This is a genomic window from Lysinibacillus halotolerans (assembly GCF_003711845.1).
GTDB classification, from domain to species: Bacteria; Bacillota; Bacilli; order Bacillales_A; family Planococcaceae; genus Ureibacillus; species Ureibacillus halotolerans.
In genome coordinates this window covers 265,298-290,411 of sequence record NZ_RHLQ01000001.1, presented here as the reverse complement: position 1 = coordinate 290,411, position 25,114 = coordinate 265,298, and the positions used below count along the sequence as shown (strand labels likewise).

Genomic DNA, 25,114 nt, shown 5'->3' with positions numbered 1-25,114 from the left:
CTATTTCATTGGATTTTTCGCATCTTCAATATATTGTTCTAGTTGCATTTTATAAAAGACTTTTTCACTGTCCGAATAGCCTAAAATGTTGCTCATAATTTCAATAATTTGTTCCCGATATTGCTCCACTAATTCAATATTGAAGAATAGATAGCCCGTTCTACGAATAAAGAAATCACTTGGTGTCATCGCCATTTCATAATAAATAGAATAAAGCAGTTCCGCATAGAGAGAAAGGGGAATTGTTATTTCACTCGTATTGACAGATTTCGCATATTGGAACACTTCATCGACATTTGTACCGTATCTTTCAACTAACTTTTTCGCTTCATCAAAAGGAATACCTAACTCAATTCCTGTTCTCGATTTGTTCGCTACATAATCTTTGAAATTGAAAGAATTTAAACCTTTTGCTCCCGATATTGATAATTCCTTCGTAACACATTCGGATGCATGTTTAAATTTATGGATTTTCACGATTTTATCGACAATTGTTTCGGCCATTTGTCGATAGCCCGTTAATTTCCCTCCCGCAACAGTTAAAAGACCACTTGGAGCGACCCAAATTTCATCTTTACGGGAAATTTCAGACGGATCCTTTCCTTCTTGGGAAATTAAAGGACGTACTCCAGCCCAAGTCGATTCGATGTCACTTGTATTAATTGTTACTTTCGGGAATATATAATGAATGGACTTAATTAAATACTCAATATCTTCTTTCGTTGCAACTGGCTGTACTAAATCATCTTCGAAAAATGTATCCGTCGTTCCTACATAAGTCTTACCATCTCGAGGAATGGCAAAAACCATACGGCCATCTTCTGTATCAAAATATACTGCTTGTTGTAATGGCAGTTTAGATTGATCGATTACAATATGAACCCCTTTAGTATGACGAATATTTTTCTTATTATGGATTTTATCCATTTTTCGCACTTCGTCTACCCATGGACCTGTCGCATTTACAATTTGGTGAGCATGGATTGTAATGCGTTCGCCCGTTATTTCATCTCGTACATTTGCCCCAACTATTTTTTTCTTTTTATATTCAAAATCCGTTACCCGTGCGTAGTTAAGACATACACATTGGTATTCTACTGCTTTTTTCAATACTTCCATCGTTAGTCGGGCATCATCTGTTTTATACTCAACGTAATATCCTGCACCGAGTAATCCTTCCGTTTTCAATAAAGGTACTTTATCAAGGGCTTCTTTTGATGAAAGCATTTTGCGGCGTTCTTCTTTACGTACTTGGGCTAACCGATCGTAAAGGGTAAGGGCAGCTCTAGTCGTCATTTTCCCTAAAGTTCCTTCTTTATAAAGCGGAAGCAACATCCACTCTGGACGTGTAACATGGACTCCATTTTCATAAACGATTTCCCGCTCACGGCCCACTTCCGCCACAAGTCCGACTTCCAATTGTTTTAAATATCTTAATCCTCCATGGACAAGCTTTGTAGAACGACTGGAAGTACCTGCTGCAAAATCTTGCATCTCTACAAGGGCAACAGACAGTCCACGGGAAGCAGCATCTAAGGCGATGCCTGCTCCTGTAATGCCACCGCCAATAACAAGAACATCAAAAGAATAACGATTTAATGTATTTAATATGTTCGAACGCTCTTTAAATGAAAACATGATGAATTCCCCTTTACAAAAGATTTGTTGATAAAACATATTTAATGATTTATAAAACTTGTATTTTATTCGATTATAACTAAATAGTATCCAATGTGAAATAACGCCTATTCACTATCTTGAAATAATCCGTTACTACATAACCCGTTTAAACATTTTCTCGACTTCATAAGTAGAAAAATGAATCATAACCGGTCGACCGTGGGGACATGTAAAAGGATTATCGGCTTTCCGTAAATCATTTAATAATACGACCATTTGCTCTTTCGTCAAATAGTAATTGGCTTTAATAGACTTCTTACAGCTCATCATAATGGCCGCATCTTCCCGAAGTTTTTTCACATCAGCTTTCCGTGTTTTTAACACTTGTTCAATCAATTCTTCAATAATTTCCTGCTCAAAGCCCTTTGGGAACCAAGTCGGGTGCTCCCGTACGACAAAGGAAGACTGTCCAAAGTCTTCTAAAAAGACACCGACTTCTTGCAAGGCTTGTAAATTTTCTTTTAAAATGATTGCTTCGTCTGCTGAATAATGGAAAGTTAAAGGAAGTAACAAAGATTGTCGTTCGTTTGGATTCACTTCCCCAACCTTTTCCCGGAAATATTCATATTTAATTCGCTCTTGGGCTGCATGCTGATCAATTAAATAAAAGCCATCTTCCATTTGGGCAACAATATAAGTACCGTGAATTTGCCCGACGATTTCCAGCTCTGGGAATGGTTCTTTCTTTTCCACTACTTCCTCATTAGAAGGTGGAGCTGATAGTTGTTCCTCTTGTTGAATCGGTGGTACTTCCCATTGTTCCTCAATTTCCGTCGGCTTCTCTACGAACAAGTCCTCTTCCGATTCTTCTTCATTTTGAAGAGGTTGTGTACTTTCTTTGACAATTGATTGTTCCCCATTCAGTTTGTCCACAATCGCGTTGATTTTAGCCTCATCAAAGGTAGGAGAAGGAGCCGGTTTCCAAAGATTCATTTGCTCAGTAGGAATGCGTACTGGTTTTTCTTTCTTTTCAGCAACCGGTACATGAATAGCCGAACGAATCGCTTTATTAATCGCCTCTTGAATGAGTGGTAGTAGCTCTTGTTCTTTACTTAATCGGATTTGTAATTTCGCCGGATGAACATTGACGTCCGTTAAATAGGGATCCCCTTCAATGTACAATACAACTAGCGGATAACGTTCAATCGGTAAATACGTATGATAGGCATCAACAATCGTTTTTTGCACTAAATAATGTTTTACCCATCTGCCGTTTACAAAGATGGACATATAATTTTTATTTGCCCGTGTCACTTCTGGTAAACTAGCGAATCCATGTACTTTATAGTCTTTCGATTCCGCGCTAAAGGGAATCATTTTTTTCGCATTTTGAACTCCATAAATTGCCGCAATGACTTGTTGGACATTCCCCCTACCATTCGTTTGAAGGAGCGTTCCACCATTATGTACAAGTTTAAAGGCAATTTCCGGATAGGCGAGGGCTAACCGGTTCATAAAATCAATGGAATGACCTAGCTCGGTTTGAATCGTTTTTAAATACTTTAAACGAGCCGGGGTATTATAAAATAATTGAGCTATCGTAATATCAGTACCTCTGCGGAAAGCGGTTGGTTTTTTGGAAACGACGTGGCCACCTTCCAATTGAATTTCTAACCCATTGTGTTCTCCATCGGATGTTTTCAACGTTACTTTCGACACAGAGGCAATGGATGCCAAAGCCTCTCCACGGAATCCTAACGTACGAATACGAAACAAATCTTGTTCCTTTGAAATTTTTGAAGTTGCATGGCGTGAGAAGGATTTTAATGCATCCTCCTCATCCATACCACTTCCATTATCCGTAACTTGAATGGAGGTTAACCCGGCTTCTTCAAGAAAAACTTCAATTGATGTACTTCCTGCATCAATGGCATTCTCGACTAATTCCTTTACAACAGACGACGGACGTTCTACTACTTCACCTGCCGCTATTTTATTCGATAACCATTCATCCATTATTTGAATTTTTCCCATGTTGAAGTACCTCCTTTTATTGCTTTCATCCGCATTAAAAAGAGTGCGAATTGATTTTATTTTTTACTTAATAACATTTGTTGTAGTTCATATAGAACATTCATTGCTTGAATTGGTGATGTTCCCATAATGTTCATTTTCTCAAGACGTTCCAAAACTTCTTGTTCTGCTTGCGTTAAAGAGTGACTTTCTTCCCTGTTGCCTGCATTCCCTTTTTCTTCTTCAAATAATGACAACTGAAGTCCATCTTCTACTGGCACGTCTTCGATAGATGCTACCACTTCTTGCCCCGAGTCTTTCGATTCGAATTGTTGGAGCAACACTCTTGCCCGTTCGATAATATCCTCTGGCATTTCAGCAAGTTGGGCTACGTGAACGCCATAACTTTTATCTGCAGCACCTTGTCGCACTTTATGTAAAAAGACTACTTTGCCGTCTTTTTCTGTAGCACTAACATGAACATTTTGAAGTCGTTGTAATTGTTGTTCAAGAGCCGTCAATTCATGATAATGGGTAGAAAATAACGTATTGGCACCAATTTTATCGTGAATATATTCCATCATCGATTGGGCTAAAGCCATTCCATCGTAGGTAGATGTTCCACGGCCAATTTCATCGAATAATAGTAAACTGTTCGCTGTTGCATTCGTGATGGCATGTTGCGATTCCAACATCTCCACCATAAAGGTTGATTGACCCGCAACTAAATCATCCGCTGCACCAATACGTGTGAAAATTTGATCCGTTATTGGCAAGTAAGCTTCATCAGCTGGAACATAACAACCCATTTGGGCTAATACAACGATTAACGCCACTTGACGCATGAAGGTACTTTTACCGGACATATTTGGCCCAGTAATTAACATCATGTTTTTATCCTCTGTTAAAATGCAATCGTTCGGTACATACATTTGTTTATTTAACATTTTTTCCACGACCGGATGACGACCACCAACAATTTTTAATGCCCGACCTTCATGGAAAGCAGGTTTGACAAATCGGTACTTTTCAGAAACGACAGCGAAACTTATATAAACATCTAATTCACTTATGCTAGAAGCTAAAGCTTGTACTCGAGGAATAAAGGATTTTAATTGCTCCCGTAGTTCTACAAATAAATCATATTCCAATGCTAAACTTTGTTCTTCTGCATTTAAAATGATTGCTTCTTTTTCTTTTAACTCTTCCGTAATATAACGTTCCGCATTCGCTAACGTCTGTTTTCTTTCATAACGGGATAAATCCGCATTCGCCACATTTGATTTTGTAATTTCAATATAATAACCAAAAACACGATTGTATCCAATTTTCAAGTTTTTAATGCCGGTGATTTCCCGTTCTTTTTGTTCTAGTTGGGCAATCCAATCTTTTCCGTTGCGAGCAGCAAAACGTAACTCATCGAGCTTATCATTATAGCCTTCCCGAATGACGTCCCCTTCTTTAATGGCAATCGGCGGATGATCGGTAATCGCTTTTGATAAAAGCTGTTCCACATCGGTACATTCATCAAGCTTTTCACCTAAACTGCTTAATGTTTCTTTTCCAGACTGAAGAAGTTGTTCTTTAATGAAGGGCACTTGGCGCAATGATTCACGAAGTTGTGCTAAATCTCGCCCCCCCACATTTCCAAAGGCAACCCGGCCAGCTAAACGTTCTAAATCATAGACTTTTTTCAACAATTCTCGTAGTTCATTACGAACAAAAAACTCATCTAGAAAATCTGTCACAATCGCTAGACGTCGTTCAATCCCATTACGATTCGCTAAAGGTTGGTGAAGCCATTGTTTTAACTTACGTCCCCCCATCGCTGTGACTGTTTCATCTAATAACCAAAGAAGTGTTCCCTTTTCGTCGCCACCACGAATTGATTGGAGGAGTTCTAAATTTCGTTGGGAATTTGTATCAATTCGTAAATGTTGCTTAGTCTCGGTATATGTAAATGGTTGAATATGGGATAAAGAACGCATTTGAGTACGTTCTACATATTGCAATAAATTTTTTGCTACACCATGTAAGTCTTTTGGCAAGTTAACAATGTATTTTCCGGACTTTTCCTCTGGCATTTCTTGTTTTTCTAATGAAAGAACAATCCCTAAGTTACTCGCTTGTTCAGCTAATAAAATTTGTAATTGCTCAGTCACAACAAGTTCACGAATATGTAAGGCCATTAATTGTTGAAGTAAAGCTTTTGAGCCGCCTTCTATAATAGCTGTGGCCGCTTCCCCAGTCGAAATATCTAAATAAGCAAGGGCAAATTGATTCTCTCCCAGTTGTTCCGCGCTCGCAATGAAATGATTAGACTTTCCGTCAATCGTTTTTCCTTCCATTAACGTACCTGGCGTAATCAGTTGAACAACTTCCCGCTTCACTACACCTTTCGCCTGTTTAGGATCCTCCGTTTGCTCACAGATGGCTACTTTATAACCTTTTGATACTAAAGTTTCAATATATCCTTTTGCCGAATGATGGGGTACACCACACATCGGAATTCGCTCTTTTGTTCCCGCATCTCTACTCGTTAACGTAATTTCTAAAATTTGCGATGCTTTAACGGCATCCTCAAAGAACATTTCATAAAAGTCACCGAGTCTATAAAAAAGAAAAGCATCTTCATATTCTGACTTGATTAATAAATATTGTTGGATCATTGGAGTATATGTCGTCATTTTGTTACCTCTCTATACTACTGTTTACTCTTAATGATTGGAAAAACATCTTGTTTTACTAGAAATAGCGAAAACGACATCTTTCCCATTCTAATTTTGTTTAAAATTTATTTTCTCCTTTAGTATAACAAAAATCTACTAACAATTAACGTTTCCCAATTTTAATTAAAGGAAACTTTATATTTGAAACATTAGAGGATACAAAACTTACGGCATTTTATAGATTGCTTGAAAATAAAGAAGAGCGCCGATGGGTTCTACTATTATTTAGTAGATGGCGCTCTCACTTTATTAATGAAATGATGACGATTCGTCACTTATTTTGTAGCCGCTGCTAGAAGAAGACGAGGATGAAGATGAACTGCTTGAGCTAGAACTTGAGCTGGAAGAAGAGCTTTCTTCTTCAAATGTCCATTCTTCTTCAACTTCAGTTGTATGAACAGAGACAACAACTTTTGTTTCACCGATCACTTCTACTAGGAATTCACGTTCAATGACGACATTGAAGCAATCACCATTTGGTGTAATGACCGCTTCGATACAGTTAGGTTGTTGTAATACACGTACATGACAGTCGTTTGAATCGATTACTTCTTCATCGCGGTAATGAAGTTTGATGCGATCTTTGTATTGAACTGTTTCAGTGTGTACAGCTGTTTTAGAGTGATTATTGTACGCGTACCACACGTTTACATCGAACTTACCTGAAACCTCTACATATTTCCCAACTTTCTTTGCATTGTAGTGGTGGTTAATAACCCAGCACCCTAAAATGCTTGTTGGAGTAAATGAAGGACGTAACACTTCACTACTTTCAACTCGTTTTTTACCTTTAGCGACAACCGCTTTTGTCACAATTTGACGCAAACGTTTCAACGCATTTTTCCTCCTTTACATCTTGTCGAACTATAGTATGCGGCTTCTGCCTAATTGGTGAAATGTCACGGATTCGTTTTACGATTATTTTTGAAGTAACGTTTTCTTGTCACATGTTACTGCTCCTTAGAAGTGCCGAAAAAAGTATTAAAGACTAGAGCTATCGCTTTTCTCAACAAACAGTGGGATATCTAAGGTATGCTTTTTTAGAAAACGTAAGTGTTATTGTACTTTGAACTTTCGAATCTTTTGCTGCTGACAATTTATAGTATTAAAGATGGGCAAATTGTGTTCCTAAAAAATTGGGTTGCCTAGGAAAGTTTTGGTGAGTAGTAAAAAAATGTGGTATGGACATCATGCATAAGAAAAACGCCTCAAAAATTGAGGCGTTTACTAAAAATATTATGAACAACTACCAGGTGTACTGTTGCGAACTTTTGAACCAGTTTCACCACGTAATAGATCTCCACCCGTTGATTCGATAATTTCGTTTGTTACGTTGTTAGCAATGGCATTTGATACTAATTGTAGTAAGCCGTTTACATCCATTTGGGATTGCTTAAACTGTTGAACAATTGGAAGCTCATCGATTTCTTCTTCGATTTTCGCAATTTTTTCTTCGATTAATTTTAATGCTTTTTCTTTTCCTAAGTGCTGGAAATTAACCGCTTGTTTTTGTAATGTTTTTAAGCTTGCAATTTTTTCACGAACATGTTGATTTTCGTTAATTTGCTCTTCAGCCTTTTTGAAAAATTCCACTTCTTCCGTGTTGGCAATCATATGGGCAATTTCTTTTGCTTTTTCTACGATTTCATCTTTTGTATAAAGCTTTGTTGTCATTATACTTCCACCTCATGTCGATTAACTACTTCTACAAACTCACCGCGTAGGGAGTAAGATTTCGCCTCGAGTATTTTTACTTTCACAATATGGCCAACTAATTCCTTTGGACCTGCGAAGTTTACCAATTTATTTCTTCTTGTATAACCGGCTAAAACGTCATCTCGTTTTTTACTGCTACCTTCAACTAACACTTCGACCGTTTGACCTTCGTATTTTTTTAATGCTGCAGAGGAAAATTCTTCAACAACTGCATTCAAACGTTGTAATCGTTCCTTTTTCACTTCTTGTGGAACGTTGTCGTTCATTTTAGCAGCTGGTGTCCCTTCCCGTGGAGAGTAAATATACGTAAAGGCTGTTTCAAATCCAACTTCACGATATAAATCGAGCGTTTCTTGGAATTGTTCTTCCGTTTCGTTTGGATAACCGACAATAATGTCTGTTGTAAGAGCAACATCTGGAATGGCAGCTTTAATTTTTTGTACTAATTGTAAGAAATGTTCACGAGTATATTTACGTGCCATAATTTTTAAAATTTCATTAGAACCCGATTGAACCGGTAAATGAATATGTTCTACTAAGTTCCCTTTTTTCGCTAATACTTCGATTAAATGATCATCAAAGTCTCGTGGATGACTCGTTGTGAAACGGATACGTGGAATATCAATTTTACGTAACTCGTCCATTAAATCACCAAGACCGTACTCTATATCTGTAAAGTCTTTTCCGTATGCATTTACGTTTTGACCTAACAACATGATTTCTTGATAGCCTTGGGCAGCTAACTCACGTACTTCTTGGATAATTTCTTCGGGACGACGACTACGTTCTTTCCCGCGGGTATAAGGAACGATACAATATGTACAGAACTTATCACAACCGTACATAATGTTAACCCAAGCTTTAATGGCACCGTTACGTTGTTTTGGAAGGTTTTCAATTACGTCCCCTTCTTTTGACCAAACTTCAATCACCATTTCCTTCGACATGTACGCTTCTTTTAAAATGTTTGGTAAACGGTGAATATTATGTGTTCCGAATACCATATCGACATGTTGATATGTTGTTAAAATTTTATTTACAACCGACTCTTCTTGTGACATACAACCACATACGCCGATTAACATTTCTGGATTTTGTCGTTTATATTTTACTAAGAAACCAAGTTCTCCAAATACTTTATTTTCAGCATTTTCACGGATTGCACAAGTGTTTAATAATACGACATCTGCTTCTTCAATTTTATCAGTTGGGTCATACCCTAGCTGCATGAAGATACCAGCCATTACTTCTGAGTCATGTTCGTTCATTTGGCATCCGTACGTACGAATAAAAAATTTACGACCTTCGCCCATTTTTAAGAACTCTTCATCAATGGCGAAATCTTTATGATATTTAACTTCTTCTTTCCCACGTTTTTTCGCATCTTTTAATGAAGGTGCCGTAATGACACGTTCGAAATATTTACTATAATCCTTTTCGGGCTTAGCATTTGTAGGTTTTGGTTGATTAACTTGCTGACTAGCTAGTCGTTGTTCCTCATTCATTGAATCTAGAAACTCCTTTCAAGATTGGTTTCGCACATTCGAATCCCATTTTAATATTATAACGAATTATAGCGAGAAAGAACAATATGGCGTATTAAAAGTTTTGAAATATTTTGATGAAGAAAAAGTTAAAAAGATGCATTTCTTCGGCTATAATTGAAGTTTTCAATTTCAAAATATCATTTGTCCAAACTTGCCTTAATTCGATTGAATAAAATCAATATATTGTTCCGGATTATTTTCTTTTAAAATGGCAAGGAAGGTAAAGCACAATTGGACCACGGACTGCCAATTCATTCGATAGCGCTCTTCAAACTGATGTTTCGGTAGTTGTAAAACATCTTTAAAAACAGTTTCAGGGTTCATATCTTTTCCTTCTAAATATTTTAAAAATGCTAAGAAAAGCTTATGATCCTGCAAAACAAGGGTTTTATCAGTTACTAATTTGTCAATTTTCTCAGCATCTTGCAAGGAATTGGCCTTACGAAACATCCTATGTAATTTCTCATTGTTCTTCTTTTGTTTAATAGAAATGAAATCGATAATATCATGCAATGGAAAGACCCTCTTTCCTCATAGGATAACTTTCATAATAGTTATGATAACTCATCTTTAACTTAACGTCATAGTGAAAGCATAAAAAAAGAGACTGATCAAATGTCATCAGTCTCTTTTACATTTAAGGTTTTATCACTTCATCTACAACTCGTTTGGAAGCATGGCCATCTTCCCATTCACAAAAACGGTTATAAAACTCATCAAAATTCGGTGGTAAGGCAAATCCATTAGCATCGAATTTTTGAATTTCTGAGATAACTTCTTCAGTCGTTTTCACGAGTGGACCTGGCGCCTTTTTCTCAAAATCGAAATAGAAACCGCGCAAACGATCTCGATAATCGTCTATATCATATACAAAGAAAATCATCGGTCGTTTCAAGTTCGCAAAGTCAAAGAAAACCGAAGAATAGTCAGTAATTAATAAATCCGACATCATATAAAGCTCTCGAATATCTTCGTGTTGTGAAAAATCATATACGAACCCTTCATAACCTGATAGTTCCAATTTCGATGCAACTAAATAATGGAGACGTAGTAAGATAATGTACTCATCACCTAACGCTTCTTTTAAACGGGCTAAATCTAATTCTAAATCGAATTTGTATTTTCCCTTTTCATAAAATTGATCATCCCGCCACGTAGGTGCATATAATATGATCTTTTTAGCAGTTGGTAAGCCATAACGTTTCTTCAAATCCCAAATATCTTTTTCATTGTTTGCTGTATATAAAAAGTCATTTCGCGGATATCCCGATTCTACCATCTTCCCTTTAAAAGCAAATGCGCGACGGAAAATTTCAGTCGAATACCGATTTGGTGAGATTAAATAATCCCAATTGGCACTTTCGTTTGTAAAGTTTTGTTTATACTTCTCTGTATCAGTACCAGGCATATGTACTTCTTCAATATCAACACCTAGTTTTTTTAATGGCGTCCCATGCCACGTTTGTAAATAGGTCGTATGTTTTGGTTTTGGAATCCAAGCAGGCATCCGGCTATTAGAAATCCAATATTTTGCCGTAGCCATCACTAAAAGCCATTTTACTGAAAACCGAGGGACTATTGTGACATCTTTCTCTCGGAAATTATGCATAAATCTTGGATCAACACTCCAGTACAATTCATAATCAGGATACGTTTCTTTAATATACTCATAGATAGCTCGTGGATTATCACTGTATTGTTTACCTAAAAAACTTTCAAAAATAATTCTTTTTTTCTTTGCAGGTAACAACCCGACAAATTGGAAAACTAACTTATATAAACTTTTAATTAATGATGAACCTTTGACTTTTTTTAAAAGTTGCTTCATAAAAAAACCTTCTTTTTACTAAACTCTCGTTTCAACATTGCTACGAGGTAATCTAGATATGCCTTTGCAATATATACTGCACTAATTTTTGTGTAGAAATTCCATCTGAATATTCATTCCATTTCTCATTAAATGCCTCATACATCCCTTCGTGGAAAGGATACGATTCGATTAATTCAATAATTTCTTTTGTATTATAAGCAATTGGTCCAGGTACAATATTTTCATACTTGTCCCACAATCCTGGATTTTCCATATAATTTTGCAAATCATAAGGATAGAAAATCATCGGTTTTTTCAAAAATGCAAATTCGAAAGGAATGGAAGAATAATCAGTAATTAAATAATCAGCTACTATTAATAATTGATTAATTGTTGCCTCTCTTGAAAAATCATACACAAAATTTTCCCGTCCAATTGTATCAAGCACTGTTAAATTTACTGACGGATGCATGCGAATCAATAAAACATAATCTTCCTGTAATTGACTTGCAAGCTTCTTAATATCTAGCTTCAACTGATTTGCCTCCGCATTTGGACGGTATGTTGGAGCATATAAAATAATTTTTTTCCCTTTAAAATGTGGGTACTTAGCATAAAACTTTTCACTTACCCTTTTATGCCGAGCCTTCTGAAAGAAGAAATCAGTACGCGGATACCCTAATGGTAAGAACTGATCCCCCTTCAACTGAAACGCTTCTTTAAAAATATCAGCGAATTTTTGTGAATTCACAACAACTTTATGGAATCTTTTGTATACTGATAAAATCCGTTTCTTTTCACGATCACTACGGTTTTGTACGGTTGGATCAAGGAAGCCAAAGTTTTTTACTGCACCCGCAGCATGCCATATTTGAATACATTCTACATTATCACGGAAATCAGCCACGGCTAAAAAGCCATAATAATTATCTACAACGACGGTTTTAGCTGTCATTAAATGATAAGCGGCTTTTAACTCGTGGAGTAATTTCCCTGATTCAATCAAATAAACAGGTCCATTTGTAGAAGTCATTAAACTTTCGTAACAGCTTTTTTTACAAAGAAATATGATTTCCCCTGAAAACCCTACCCTTTTCAACTCTTTATAAATATACTGATGATTATCTTTAAAGCTTGCAATTAACACAATTTTATTCTTTTGGCGGCAAAGTTTAAAAATCGCAAAACTACATTTATAGAAAAACAAATATATTGAAATTATTAATTCTCTCATCATTTATCGTCAAATCACTTTTTATATTTTTCATTACTTTTTCATAAAACGAAGTACTTTTTTAACCGATTCCTTCAGGAAGGAATTTTTATTGACTGTTAGACTTAAGTTTCCTTGAACTGTTCGATATAAAGTAAAGCTTTTACCATTCATGACAACACTAGAACTGTTGTTAACTGTATGGATTATTCGAATTCTTGCAGGTTTTTGAACTTTCTCGTTCCCATCTAATTTAAAATAAAAATCGTAAGTATCTTCCCCAGCGAATTCATCCGAATTCAGTTGGAACATAAAACGTTGCTCCTCAAAGGGATAAACATTATGACGATCAGAATCCGGTAAATATTTTAATTGACCAACAACGGATTCCCTTTTACTTTTTCTTCCTAATGCATAAACATGACCTTGAATTTCACTAGATGCCTTTGGAATCGTTAATTTCCCTTCCATATTCCATTGGTTTGCATAATTTATTGATGTCACAATCATTGTTGGTTTAAGCTCCGATGTAATATCATATTTCGTATTACCAATCGGAACAATAAAAGTATTGTTGATTTGCTTTACAAGTGGATTTGTTTCGCTATTTGTGAAAACTTGTGAAAACAATTCTAGTTCCTTAAACGACTTACTCATAATCATATCATAAATAATTTTTTCTTTTTTTGGTAACCGATTAGCAATTTTCGGTGGAATTTTATGAAGAAACGAATAAACCCTTTCTTCCCACTGTTTTCTTTCAGCGTAATCAGTCAATGTATATTTTATGGCATGTAATCTTACGACATCTAATAAACTTTTTAAATGATTCTCTTCAACAATGGACTGTGCTGCATTGATTTTTTCTAACCATAAGCGGTTTTCCTCCAATGCATCAAGGCGGTCCAATGTATTTTTTAGTTTCATTTGCTGTTGCGTAATGGATGAAGCACTTTCCTCATTTCGAACACGCCAATAATAGACATTTTCCGTAGTAATAGCTATTTTATTCGCTAACACAGCTGCTTTAAGAGTAAAATTTAAATCTTCATAATATTTCCCTACCGAAAATAACAATTGATGCGCTACTAAAAAATCTTTTTTCCAAAGCTTATTACAAGCAATGCTGTCTTGTAAAAGTTCAGGTTTATCTTTTAAATTCGTTACCTCTTTTGAATGATATAAGTTAAATTCTAAATGACGTATTGGTACATATTTTCGTTCTTCATTATAACGAAGCACTTTTCCTACTGCGAACTCAGCATCATACTTAACGATTTCATCTATCAATGACTGTAACGCATTTTTAGGAAGCTCATCATCAGAATCTAAAAAATAAATATATTTTCCGGTACTTAAAGAAATCCCTCTATTCCTTGTATACCCTAACCCATGATTTTCTTGATTATATAAAAGGAAGCGGGAATCCTCTTGGGCATATTTCGATAATATGAATTCACTTTCATCAGTTGAGCCATCATTTATCATGATAACTTCAAAAGATGGATAAGTTTGTTTTTTTATCGACTGTAAGCAACTATGTAAAAAAGGTGCTGCGTTATAAACCGGAACAACGATCGAAATTAATTCAGCCATATAATCACCCTATTTTTAAATGTAAATTCATAAGAAGAGGGTGTTCAATAATCGAAACACCCTCTTCAAGATTGTTTTATTTAAATACTTGTTCAATTACCCTTTTCGATGCCTGTCCATCTTCGATACCGCAATATGTTTTAGAGAACTGTTCTAATTTATTTTTATACGCATCCAACTGTTCTGGTTGGCGAATAAACTGAAGCACTTCCTCTAAATTCGTGCAAATAGGTCCAGGTGCATCTTCTTTCAGGTCGAAATACATTCCTCTATAGTATAAATACTCATCTAAATCGTAGCAATAGAAGATAATTGGTCGTTTTAGTACAGCATAGTCAAACATAACAGATGAATAATCAGTAATTAAAATATCAGTTATTAAATATAACTCCTGAATGTCTGAATAGGAAGATGCATTAATAATATGACCTGGCAATTGAATTTGTGAAATTTTTGAAGCAAGTAAGTAATGAAGTCGAAGTAAAACTATTGTATCGTCATTAATTTCTTTGCTTAATTTGTTAATATCACGCAATGTATCAAAATAAGAATTTTCATTCCAGTCTCTGAATGTTGGTGCATATAAAATGACTTTCTTCCCTTCTGGAATATTAAAGTGATTCTTTACCTTTTTCTTAATTTGTTCTGGTTGCTGAACTAATAGATCATTTCTTGGATATCCCGTTTCTAATACATTCCCCGTATATTTAAATGCTTTTTTAAATATTTTCGTACTATATGGGTTTGGTGAAATAAAGTAATTCCAATTTTTCGTTTGAGATTGTAATTTTTTCATTTCGGCAGGTGTTGCATTATCTTTATCGGCACCCATTTTCTTTAATGGCGTACCATGCCAAGTTTGTAAATAAATTTGCTCCTTTTTCTTCGGAGCAAGGTGCGATATCCCTTGATTATCAACCCAATATTTTGAACGGGTCATATAATAATAATGTTTTAAACTGCCCCGTTTTACCTTTGTGACATTCCCTTCAACTGGAAACTCATTTACGTTTTCACAAGACCAAATATATTTATAATTTTTGTTTGAATTTTTAAGTTCCTCATAAATATATTTCGGATTATCACTATATTGTTTCCCCATTTGGCTTTCAAATAGTACCCAATTTTTCTTCACAGGTAATTTGTACAGTAATTTTTTTACGGCTCGAGTTAATAATCCATTATTCTTTTTGTTCTTATTTCGTTTACTTCTAAACTTTCTTAGTCTCTTCCTCGTCTTCCAGTATATATCCGTTAATTCGGAGTGAGGACGATTTTTAATGCCAATCATATTTTTTTCATTAACAAAAGTTGAAATAGAATACTTGTTTGATTCAACCTTTATGTATTCCATTTTATTTAACATATCGTATTTCACTAATACTTCTTTTGCTTTGCCTAAAAAATTGATTGTTAAATAGAAGTAATAATTCCCTGGAAGAAGATTATGCAAATCAAATTCAATTCGACCATCTTTATTTTTTCCAAAGATTGAATGCTTTAATGATTTATTACGAAGTTCCCACTGATACAATACAACTTCTTTATCTTCAAAGGATTTTAAATCGACATTTGAATTGAACTTCAAGTTATTTTCTGATAGTTGCAAATCGTCAATTCCAATTTCAAATTTCGGGTTAGTCACCTTTAAAAACTTTTGATCTTCTTTAGGTACCATGTCCGATTTAAAATAATAAAAATCACCATTATGAGTAATTCTTAATTCTTTCGTTGGTAGATCGTGCAAATAATGAATGTAGTCTTCAAAGGCTGCTTGATCCCCTAAATATAATAAGTAGCATATGATTCTTAAATCTTCAGCCAACTTAATGAATTCATATTTATTAATATTTTCATGTAAATACTCTTGAATAAGTTGATGGAATTGTGCTTTGTAATCTTCATCAACATCAAGATAATCATTCACATATAACCGTAAATCATGTCTAAAGAATTTGTTGTTTTTATGGGATAAATAAATCGCATCGCCATTATCAATCATAAATTTATCTAAAAATCGATGGGAATTAATTCGATTAATAAAATTTTTAATATCTTGTCGTTGATTTGTGATGGATTTCACTTTTGCATTTTCAACAACACGCCAATAGTAAATTGGAACAGGAATAATGCTAATTGAATTTGCTAAAAAGTACGCCTGTCCTGTAAACAATACATCTTCATAATGTAAGCCTTCCTGGAATCGTAAATTGTTACGGTCTAAAAATTCACGTTTATAAATTTTGTTTACAGATAAACTGTCAAAAATAAGCTCTGGAAATTCCCTAACATTAATGTTCGTTCTTTCTCGAGAGTATATTTGGTTTTTATACCAAGTTTCATAATTGTTCGTACGAATTACTTGACCAGCAACGATATCCGAACCTGTTCTTTTTGCAGCATTTAGCATCACTTCACAAGCATTAGACGTGTACCAATCATCACCATCTAAAAACATGACATACTTCGAATCAGAATGAAGAATTCCTGTATTCCGTGGAACATTACATCCCCCACTGTTTGTTTCTAAATGAACCACTCTAAAATTCGGTTTATCTGCAATGTACTCTTCAATGATTTCACCAGTTCGATCTTTAGAACAATCGTTTACCACAACTACTTCGATGTCTTTTAAAGTCTGATGATATAAAGATTCTAAAGCTTCTTCTACATATAATTCATTATTATAAGCGATAACTACAACGGTTAATTCTGGTGTTTGTTTCTGTTCAAAATTACTCATGCTCAACACCTACTTCATCAAATAGTGCATACCACTGTTGTTTAATATAATTCCGTTCAAACTTTTGACTCTCAATGTAAGCATTTTTGGAATAGGCTTCATATTTATTAAAATCTTTTGCTAAACGAACCATATGGCGTGAAAATTGATCTGCATCTCCAACAGTAGCAAGTAAACCCGTTTCATATTCATTAATAATTTCCTTGATTCCAGGTGCGCAATCCGTCGAAATACAAGGCAAACTACATGATTGGGCTTCAATTAAAGTCATAGGTAAGCCTTCCGCTTTTGAACCAAGCAACAATATACTTGCTCGTTCGTAAACTTCTAAAGCATTTTCTGTACGCCCTTTTAGGAAAACTCGATCATGAAGGTTATAAATATCAATTAAAAGCTTTAAATTTTTATGATCAGGACCATCACCGTAAATTTCCAATTTCCATCCAGGCAGTTGATCCTTCACTTTATTAAAAGCTTCGATTAATAAATCATTTCCTTTATCTTCAATTAGTCGTCCTACAGAAATAAATGTTTTATTTTCCCACAGTTTTTTAGCATCTTGTTTTTTTCTATATGTTGTAGGATTATGTAATACTCCAACATTGGTAAATCCAAGACTTTCAAATTTAGTTGCATCCTTTTCCGTTAATAAAAGGAATTTTGCAGTTTGTTTATAATATTTTAGTATTCTTTTAAAACGATGGGAATTATAGGCTGCAGCAAAACTTTCATGGCTTTGACCAATGATTTTTATGTTCTTTCTATACATTAAGTTTTCTAACCATTGCATTCCCCAAACTTGAATGACAATAACATAGACCATTTCATCACCAAACTGGTCAAAAAACTTTTCTACTTTCAATCTAGATTTTATCAATTGTCTTCTTCGTTTCAGTTCTTTCGAAACTACTTTGAATTTAAATGATTTTAAATGGGGAAATAGTGCTTTTTCCATAGGCGCTCTATAGCCATCTTCATGTAATACGTTCACTTCTACTTGATCATTAAAATAACTAGGTTGATTTTGTTGTTCATTGATAGATAAAATTTTCACATTATGACCATCTGCAACAAAATCATTCGCTAGTATTGAAGCGACACGTTGAGCACCACCATGCCCGTTATATTCATTTAAAACAAAGACGATATTTTTCTTTTGCAAAATTAAACACTCCTGAATAATGCTATGTTCCATTACACCATTAGGCTGAAACAATTATATATAAATGTTTTGATTTAGTTACAATTTGAATAGATTTATCGTTTACCTGATATTCATTTAAATCATATTGGTCATTTTTCGAAGCCCAAACTTGATTTATGATTACATGTAATGGATCCCGATTCATTGAATATCGAATTTTACATTCATACTCCCCTTCAGACAATTCCGATAGATCAACCTTCGAAATAAATCGTGAATAGGTATAATTTTTCCCCAATGGATTAAATGATTGGTTTTCCGTTATTTCTTCTGTTGCTTTAAAAGTGATTGGGAAGTTTTTATATTCAAAAGTCTCTTTATGAACGAGATAAAGTTCTCCATCCACCTCATTACCTGACGGAGTTTCATAACCCCTAACAAAAGCGACACCATCAATCATTAAATAATTTCCTTCAAAATAGATTCGATTTACTTGTTCTTCAAGCTTATCAATATTGAAAATTTTCATTATTAATGATTGGTTATAATTTAGTAATTCATATTTGAATTGATGATTTATTTCTGGTTCAGATATAAAGTCTACATTTTCTGACCAAATTGGGAAACTAACTAATTTCCCGTCGTTATTTAGATGTCCCACTTCAAAAGTGAACTGTCCAGGTGAATAGAAAAGTAAATCTTCAAATATAGGGAGGGAAATGGTAAACTTCCCTTTTACTTGTCCATCAGCCATTCGATTTAAAAGGTATTTTTTCTTTTCTTTCGTACGTGCATTTTGGGTAACAAAATACCAATCTTTAATTTGATTTTCTTCATCATTATAAACATAGCCTGATAATTCGATGGAAAGTTGCCCCGCGTTATTCTTTAATTCAGCTGTTTCAAGGGAATGATGATAATTTAACTCCATTTTAATTTCTTCCATTGTTTTTCTACCAGACATAAACGAATGATAGTAAGAGGAAACTTGTTTGGATTCTCCGTAAGTAATTAAATTCCCTTCATGAATCCAAGCAGCTTTTGAACAGAAGGATTCCACTGCGTTATGGTCATGACTGACAAAAATGATCGTTTTCCCTAAGTCTTTAAACTCATTCATTTTATCCATACATTTTTGTCTAAACATCGAGTCCCCAACAGCTAATGCTTCATCAACGATTAAAATATCTGGATCAACGTTAACAGAAATAGCAAATCCAAGTTTAGAACGCATACCAGACGAATAATTTTTTACTGGTTGATTGATAAATTCTCCAAGTTCTGAAAACTCGATAATATCATCAACTTTACTCATCATTTCTTCTTTAGTGTATCCAAGTAAGGTTCCTTTCATAAAAATGTTTTCATATCCACTAAGCTCTGGGTCAATACCTGAGCTTACATCTAGGAAAACTAGAGAACCATTTACTTCAACAGAACCAGAAGTTGGATCCGTAATGCCAGTAATTATTTTTAATAATGTAGATTTACCGGAGCCATTTTTCCCAAGAACCCCGATAGACTCTCCTTTCGGAAAGTCTAAAGATACATTGTTTAAAGCTAAAAATTCTTTATGAAGATTTTTTTTCAAAAGGATTTCCTTCACAGGCCCCCATTTATCTTCATATAATTTATATTTTTTTATTATATTTTTCACACTTACTGCGATTTCCACAAAAATCCACCTCTCGAAGGAGAAAGTTACATTAAATCCAAGAATATTGGTTTCATTCGTTTATACAAATAGTTACCTAAAACAAATGAAACAAAAACAAATACCCAAAAATACAACGTATAACCTGGGTACTCCCAAAAACCAGTACTAAAGAAAATAGAGTCTCTATATCCCTGTACAATGTAGTGGAAAGGATTTAATTGGACTAAAAATTTTAAAGGACCTTCAATATTATCAACAGACCAAAGGATTGGAGTCATCCAAAATAAAAATACTAGGACTGTATCAATTAACTTACCAAAATCTTTACTTACCGCTACTAATGGCGCTGTAACAGATCCTATTCCGATTAATAACATAAAGGCTGCAAAATCAAAGTAAAGGATTTGTAGCCAATAAACAGAAATCGTTTTCAAGTAAAACACCATTACTACAAGAATAGTAGCCAATAAAATGAGGTGGATATAGTAAGAGTATAGGACATTAACAGCAGGCAAAACGGCTATAGGAAATGGCGTATTTTTTATAAGCCCTCGCTTTGAACGGAAGGAATTTTTTGATAACCGAAAGGCATCATTAATAAAAAACCAAGCAACTAATCCACAAGCAAGCCATGCGATAAAAGGTGCACCATCTACATTTTTCCCTACTTTTGCACCGATAGAAAATACAAACCAATACACAGCAATACGCAAAAGGGGATTAACTAATCCCCATAGAACTCCTAATAATGTTCCTGCGTATTCTTTCTTCATTTCTTGAAGTGCTAATGTGTGAACCAGGTTACGTTTTCCCCACATTAGTTTATATATATCGAACATAAGACTTCTCCTTTAAAGGGCAACTTCTTTCCAGTTAATTATTTATCTTCATAGCCAACTGGATTATTCACTTGCCATCTCCAAGAATCTTCACACATTTGTTGTAAAGTCTTCTCTGCTTTCCAGCCTAGTAATTTTTCGGCTTTAGCAGGATTAGCATAACATATAGCTACATCCCCCGCTCGACGATCAACAATTTCATAAGGGATGTCCTTTCCAGTTGCTGCTTCAAATGCATGAACTAATTCAAGTACACTATATCCAGTTCCAGTACCAAGATTAAATGTTTCAATACCATCGTTTTTATCTAGATATTCTAACGCTTTAATATGACCTAACACTAAATCCACTACATGAATATAATCACGAACGCCAGTACCATCGGAAGTATTATAGTCATTTCCATACACATTTAACTTTTCTCTTCTTCCGATAGCTACTTGGGTAATATAAGGCATTAAATTATTAGGGATACCAACAGGACTTTCTCCAATTCGACCACTTACATGGGCACCAATTGGATTAAAGTATCGAAGTAATGCGATTTTCCATGTTGAATCCGATTGATGTAAATCCCTTAAAATATCTTCTACCATTAATTTTGTACGACCATATGGATTTGTAACAGATAACGGGAATGACTCATCAATTGGAACTGTTTCAGGATAACCGTAAACTGTTGCCGACGAACTGAAAACTAGTTTTTTCACGTCGTTTTCCGCCATTACTTCCACTAAGTTAAGTGTTCCAGTTATATTATTTTGGTAATATTTCAATGGAATTTGAACTGATTCGCCTACAGCTTTTAATCCTGCAAAATGCATGACAGCTTCAAACTGATGTTTCTTAAATACTTCATCTAAAGATGCTCTATCCATTAAATCAATTTGATAAAAAGGAAATTCCTTCCCAGATAGTTCTTTTATACGATTTACCGCCTCTATATGACTATTTGATAAGTTGTCCACTATAACAATTTCATATCCGTGTCCTAATAGTTCTACAGCTGCATGACTTCCAATATAGCCTGCGCCACCTGTAACTAAGATTGTCATAAAAGATTCCCCTCACTTTTTATGTATTTATTATACCCAATAGTCAATTGCAGGTATAAGTTAAATAACAATAGATACTTTCAACAATATAAGCATTAATATGGAAATCCTCTTAAATTTCCTTGAACCTATCTATAATACCTTTTTTAAAAGGCTGATTCAACCCATCTTATATTAGTTCCTAAACGAAAAGTATGTATGAAAAGTTTCATCTGAAACTCACATATTATATTACTCTAAAATACAATATTTCTATTATGTTACTTTTATTTGACAGTATTATTAAACTATTACAAATGATACTGTTGCATGATATTATAGTTAAATAGTGAGGTGATGTTGTAAAAATTAAAATAGTAAAAAATATCTAGTAATTTGATGTAGGAGGACTTAAATGAGGAAGGTATTAACTATACTTACGACACTATTATTACTTGGATTTCCTTTTAATAATGTGCTCGCTTCCGAAACACTATCATCTAATACAGAATCAAGTAATAGTATTAGTGACCAAAATAGCGATGTAAGTATTGAAGATGTGGCGGATGTTTCTGAATCCGATGGTTCTGATACAACGGTAGAACCTAAAAATGATGTTGAAAAAGTTGAGGAAGAACCTAAAACAGAACCAACAACCGAAATAGAAAATCCTCAAACAGAAAATCAGGAGATTAATAATCCAACGACTCCCGAAACTACTAATGACGAAACTACAAACAATGTAGAAGCCCCAGTAGTAGAAGAACCTACTAAAGAAGAGACAACTAAAGAGATTGAGAGTAAAACGGATGTTAATTCAACCATTCAATCAACTAGTATTCAAACTTTTAGTGCTTCTCAAGTAACTGAAAGTACTACAAGTAAACTAGGTCGTATTTTAACGACTACTGCAAAAATTTATCCTACAATCGGTAACGATCAAACAGCTTTTGCAGCTGGAACTAAATACACGGATAAAGTTTTCTATATTAAAAAGCAAGCTACATATAATAAGACACTTTACTATTTAATTAGTACAGTTGCTAGTAGCACGACAGGTGTTATCGGATGGGTAAAAGCTAGTGACATGTGGGCACAAAACCATGTGGCTGTCGATCACAAATCCAAAACCTTTTACTTAAAAGGATCTGGTTGGGCTTATGCCCATGCTTGGGGTGCTGGCCAAGATACCATTTATAAAGATTTATCGGATTTTAAAAACCAAAAGTTCACCGTTAATTTAACTGAAAAAGTTGGTGATGCCATTTGGTACCGTGGTTATTTAGAAAATGGTCAAAAGGTTTGGATTCAAGCCTATAATGTAACAACTAAAGTTACGAATAGTGAAAGTGCCACTAGTAAATTAGGGCGTATTTTAAATACATCAGCTAATATTTATCCTACACTTGGTGTTGGTAAAACTGCTTTTACAGCTGGTACTAAATATACGGATAAAGTTTTCTATATTAAAAAGCAAGCTACATATAATGGTACGCTTTACTATTTAATTAGTACAATTGCTAGTAGCACGACAGGTGTTATCGGTTGGGTAAAAGCAAATGACATGTGGGCTCAAAACCATGTAGCGGTAGATCATAATTCCAAAACTTTCTATTTAAAAGGATCCGGTTGGGCATATGCCCATGCTTGGGGTGCTGGTCAAGATACGATTTATAAAGATTTAACGGAATTTAAAAACCAAAAGTTTACCGTTAATTTAACTGAAAAAGTTGGCGATGCCATTTGGTACCGTGGTTATTTAGAAAATGGTCAAAAAGTTTGGATTCAAGCCTATAATGTAACATCCACACAACCAATTAAAGAAACTAGTACAAGTAAACTTGGGCGAGTTTTAACTACATCAGCTAATATTTATCCGACTCTCGGCGTCGGTAGAACTGCTTTTACAGCTGGTACTAAGTATACAGATAAAGTTTTCTATATTAAAAAACAAGCTACCTATAATGGAACGCTTTACTATTTAATTAGTACAGTCGCTAGTAGCACGACAGGTGTTATCGGATGGGTAAAAGCTAGTGATATGTGGGCTCAAAATCATGTAGCAGTTGATCACAACGTTAAAAACTTCTACTTAAAAGGTACAGGATGGGCATATGCCCACGCTTGGGGTGCTGGTCAAGATGCCATTTATAAAGACCTTTCTTCCTTTAAAGGACAACTATTTGAAGTAAACTTAACGGAAAAAGTCGGCGATGCTATTTGGTATCGCGGTTATTTAGAAAATGGCCAAAAAGTTTGGATTCAAGCTTATAATGTTAATACAACGTATCAAAATAATACAAATTATTCTTTAACATTATCTGAAGCATTAGCTATTCAAATGAAAGCAAATCCTCAAACTGATAAGTATCGTAACGAACCTGCCTATGTAAGTACAGATTCTGTAAATATTACCGGCACGGTAAATGCAAATGTAAACTTAAGAACATCCGCAAGTTTAAAAGATAATTCAAACGTTAGTACAACAATTAGTAGTGGAACAACATTTAGAATTATCGGAACTGTTCAAGGTGATTCTTTCAACGGCAGTACTAAATGGTACAAAATTCAATACAATAGTAAAACATTGTATGTTCATAGTACTTTAGTAAATATCACATCTGCTGTGACAGAAAGTGCATTATATGTACGTGATTCAGGAAGCTATGAAAGCCATATCTATGATACGGTAAGTAAAGGTACTAGTTTAATTGTGTTAGATGTTGGCAATGAATGGTTAAAAATTCAATATACTACTTGGCGAAATGCAACAAGTTCAGATGTAAGTTATTATTTAAATCCGAAGAACTTTGTTAACGATGAAAAGCTAAGATTCCAATTTTTAGATTTATCCAAATCAAGTAGTGTTTCAGCATCCGTATTAAATACATTTCTTTCCGGTAAGGGAACGCTTAATAATATGGGGCAAGCATTTATTGATGCGGGTAAAAAATACAATGTAAATGAAATTTATTTACTATCCCATGCGTTGTTAGAAACAGGTCAAGGTACATCTCCATTAGCGAAAGGTTATAGTTACAATGGTGTTACTGTTTATAACATGTATGGAATCGGTGCATATGATGGTACCGCCCTTACTTCAGGTGCAAAATATGCATATGAGCATGGATGGACAACTCCTTATATAGCAATCGTAGAAGGAGCAAAATTCATTGCAGAACAGTATATTCACAGTTCAAATAATCAAAATACCCTATATAAAATGCGATGGAATCCAGAATACATGTCCCGCTACGGTGGTGCTAGCCATCAATATGCAACAGATATTGGTTGGGCAGTAAAACAAATTGACTCGATCTATAATATTTATAGACAATTAGATTCATATACTCTATACTTTGACATTCCAACGTATAAATAAATTAAAAACACTTTGAAATGATGAACTTCATCGTTTCAAAGTGTTTTCCATTTTAAAATGAAAATAAACCA

The 25,114-nt window shown here is 34.5% G+C and carries 15 protein-coding genes and 1 pseudogene; 1 reads left to right on the top strand and 15 read right to left on the bottom strand.

Translation table 11 applies throughout. The annotated features are described in order from the left end of the window. The 15 genes and pseudogenes from EC501_RS01345 to galE all read right to left on the bottom strand — a co-directional run bounded on the left by EC501_RS01345 (nucleotide 1) and on the right by galE (nucleotide 21,682). Nucleotides 1-1,638, bottom strand: a complete 1,638-nt coding sequence (locus EC501_RS01345) for a glycerol-3-phosphate dehydrogenase/oxidase (protein WP_122970480.1) — start codon at nucleotides 1,636-1,638, stop codon at nucleotides 1-3. Between the two features lie 135 nt (nucleotides 1,639-1,773). Beyond that, nucleotides 1,774-3,654, bottom strand: coding sequence for a DNA mismatch repair endonuclease MutL (gene mutL, locus EC501_RS01340; protein WP_122970479.1), 1,881 nt, complete (start codon nucleotides 3,652-3,654; stop codon nucleotides 1,774-1,776). Nucleotides 3,655-3,710: 56 nt separating this feature from the next. Next, nucleotides 3,711-6,320, bottom strand: coding sequence for a DNA mismatch repair protein MutS (gene mutS / locus EC501_RS01335; protein ID WP_122970478.1), 2,610 nt, complete (start codon nucleotides 6,318-6,320; stop codon nucleotides 3,711-3,713). Between the two features lie 291 nt (nucleotides 6,321-6,611). Beyond that, nucleotides 6,612-7,196, bottom strand: coding sequence for an outer spore coat protein CotE (gene cotE / locus EC501_RS01330; protein ID WP_122970477.1), 585 nt, complete (start codon nucleotides 7,194-7,196; stop codon nucleotides 6,612-6,614). Between the two features lie 402 nt (nucleotides 7,197-7,598). Next, a complete protein-coding gene (locus EC501_RS01325; RefSeq protein WP_122970476.1) occupies nucleotides 7,599-8,036 on the bottom strand; it encodes a YlbF/YmcA family competence regulator in 438 nt (145 codons plus the stop codon). Then, entirely contained in the window at nucleotides 8,036-9,583 is a 1,548-nt protein-coding gene (miaB, locus tag EC501_RS01320; protein ID WP_122970475.1) for a tRNA (N6-isopentenyl adenosine(37)-C2)-methylthiotransferase MiaB, read from the bottom strand. Before miaB ends, EC501_RS01325 begins: the two co-directional genes overlap by 1 nt. Nucleotides 9,584-9,781: 198 nt before the next feature. Next, complete coding sequence (locus tag EC501_RS01315; RefSeq protein ID WP_122970474.1) at nucleotides 9,782-10,138, bottom strand: hypothetical protein; 357 nt, start codon at nucleotides 10,136-10,138, stop codon at nucleotides 9,782-9,784. Between the two features lie 124 nt (nucleotides 10,139-10,262). Further along, nucleotides 10,263-11,450 (bottom strand): annotated as a pseudogene (locus tag EC501_RS01310) (CDP-glycerol glycerophosphotransferase family protein); the annotation flags it as partial. A 55-nt stretch (nucleotides 11,451-11,505) separates the two neighbouring features. Then, nucleotides 11,506-12,582 carry a CDP-glycerol glycerophosphotransferase family protein gene (locus tag EC501_RS01305; protein WP_158599652.1) on the bottom strand — a complete coding sequence of 359 codons (1,077 nt, stop codon included), beginning with the start codon at nucleotides 12,580-12,582 and terminating at the stop codon, nucleotides 11,506-11,508. A gap of 120 nt (nucleotides 12,583-12,702) precedes the next feature. After that, on the bottom strand, nucleotides 12,703-14,244 hold the full coding sequence (locus tag EC501_RS01300) for a glycosyltransferase family 2 protein (RefSeq protein ID WP_122970471.1): 1,542 nt from the start codon (nucleotides 14,242-14,244) through the stop codon (nucleotides 12,703-12,705). Nucleotides 14,245-14,320: 76 nt separating this feature from the next. After that, nucleotides 14,321-16,987, bottom strand: a complete 2,667-nt coding sequence (locus tag EC501_RS01295) for a bifunctional glycosyltransferase/CDP-glycerol:glycerophosphate glycerophosphotransferase (RefSeq protein WP_122970470.1) — start codon at nucleotides 16,985-16,987, stop codon at nucleotides 14,321-14,323. Continuing rightward, complete coding sequence (locus EC501_RS01290; RefSeq protein WP_158599651.1) at nucleotides 16,980-18,149, bottom strand: glycosyltransferase; 1,170 nt, start codon at nucleotides 18,147-18,149, stop codon at nucleotides 16,980-16,982. Before EC501_RS01290 ends, EC501_RS01295 begins: the two co-directional genes overlap by 8 nt. A 40-nt stretch (nucleotides 18,150-18,189) precedes the next feature. Next, complete coding sequence (locus EC501_RS01285) at nucleotides 18,190-19,806, bottom strand: ABC transporter ATP-binding protein (RefSeq protein ID WP_158599650.1); 1,617 nt, start codon at nucleotides 19,804-19,806, stop codon at nucleotides 18,190-18,192. Between the two features lie 26 nt (nucleotides 19,807-19,832). Beyond that, nucleotides 19,833-20,627 (bottom strand): ABC transporter permease, encoded by a 795-nt coding sequence (locus EC501_RS01280; protein ID WP_122970467.1) that lies wholly within the window; start codon nucleotides 20,625-20,627, stop codon nucleotides 19,833-19,835. A 38-nt stretch (nucleotides 20,628-20,665) separates the two neighbouring features. Beyond that, complete coding sequence (gene galE / locus EC501_RS01275) at nucleotides 20,666-21,682, bottom strand: UDP-glucose 4-epimerase GalE (RefSeq protein ID WP_122970466.1); 1,017 nt, start codon at nucleotides 21,680-21,682, stop codon at nucleotides 20,666-20,668. Between the two features lie 394 nt (nucleotides 21,683-22,076). On the opposite strand from galE, the gene EC501_RS01270 reads away from it, so the two are divergent. Beyond that, nucleotides 22,077-25,043 carry an N-acetylglucosaminidase gene (locus tag EC501_RS01270; protein ID WP_241559242.1) on the top strand — a complete coding sequence of 989 codons (2,967 nt, stop codon included), beginning with the start codon at nucleotides 22,077-22,079 and terminating at the stop codon, nucleotides 25,041-25,043. Nucleotides 25,044-25,114: the final 71 nt, after the last annotated feature.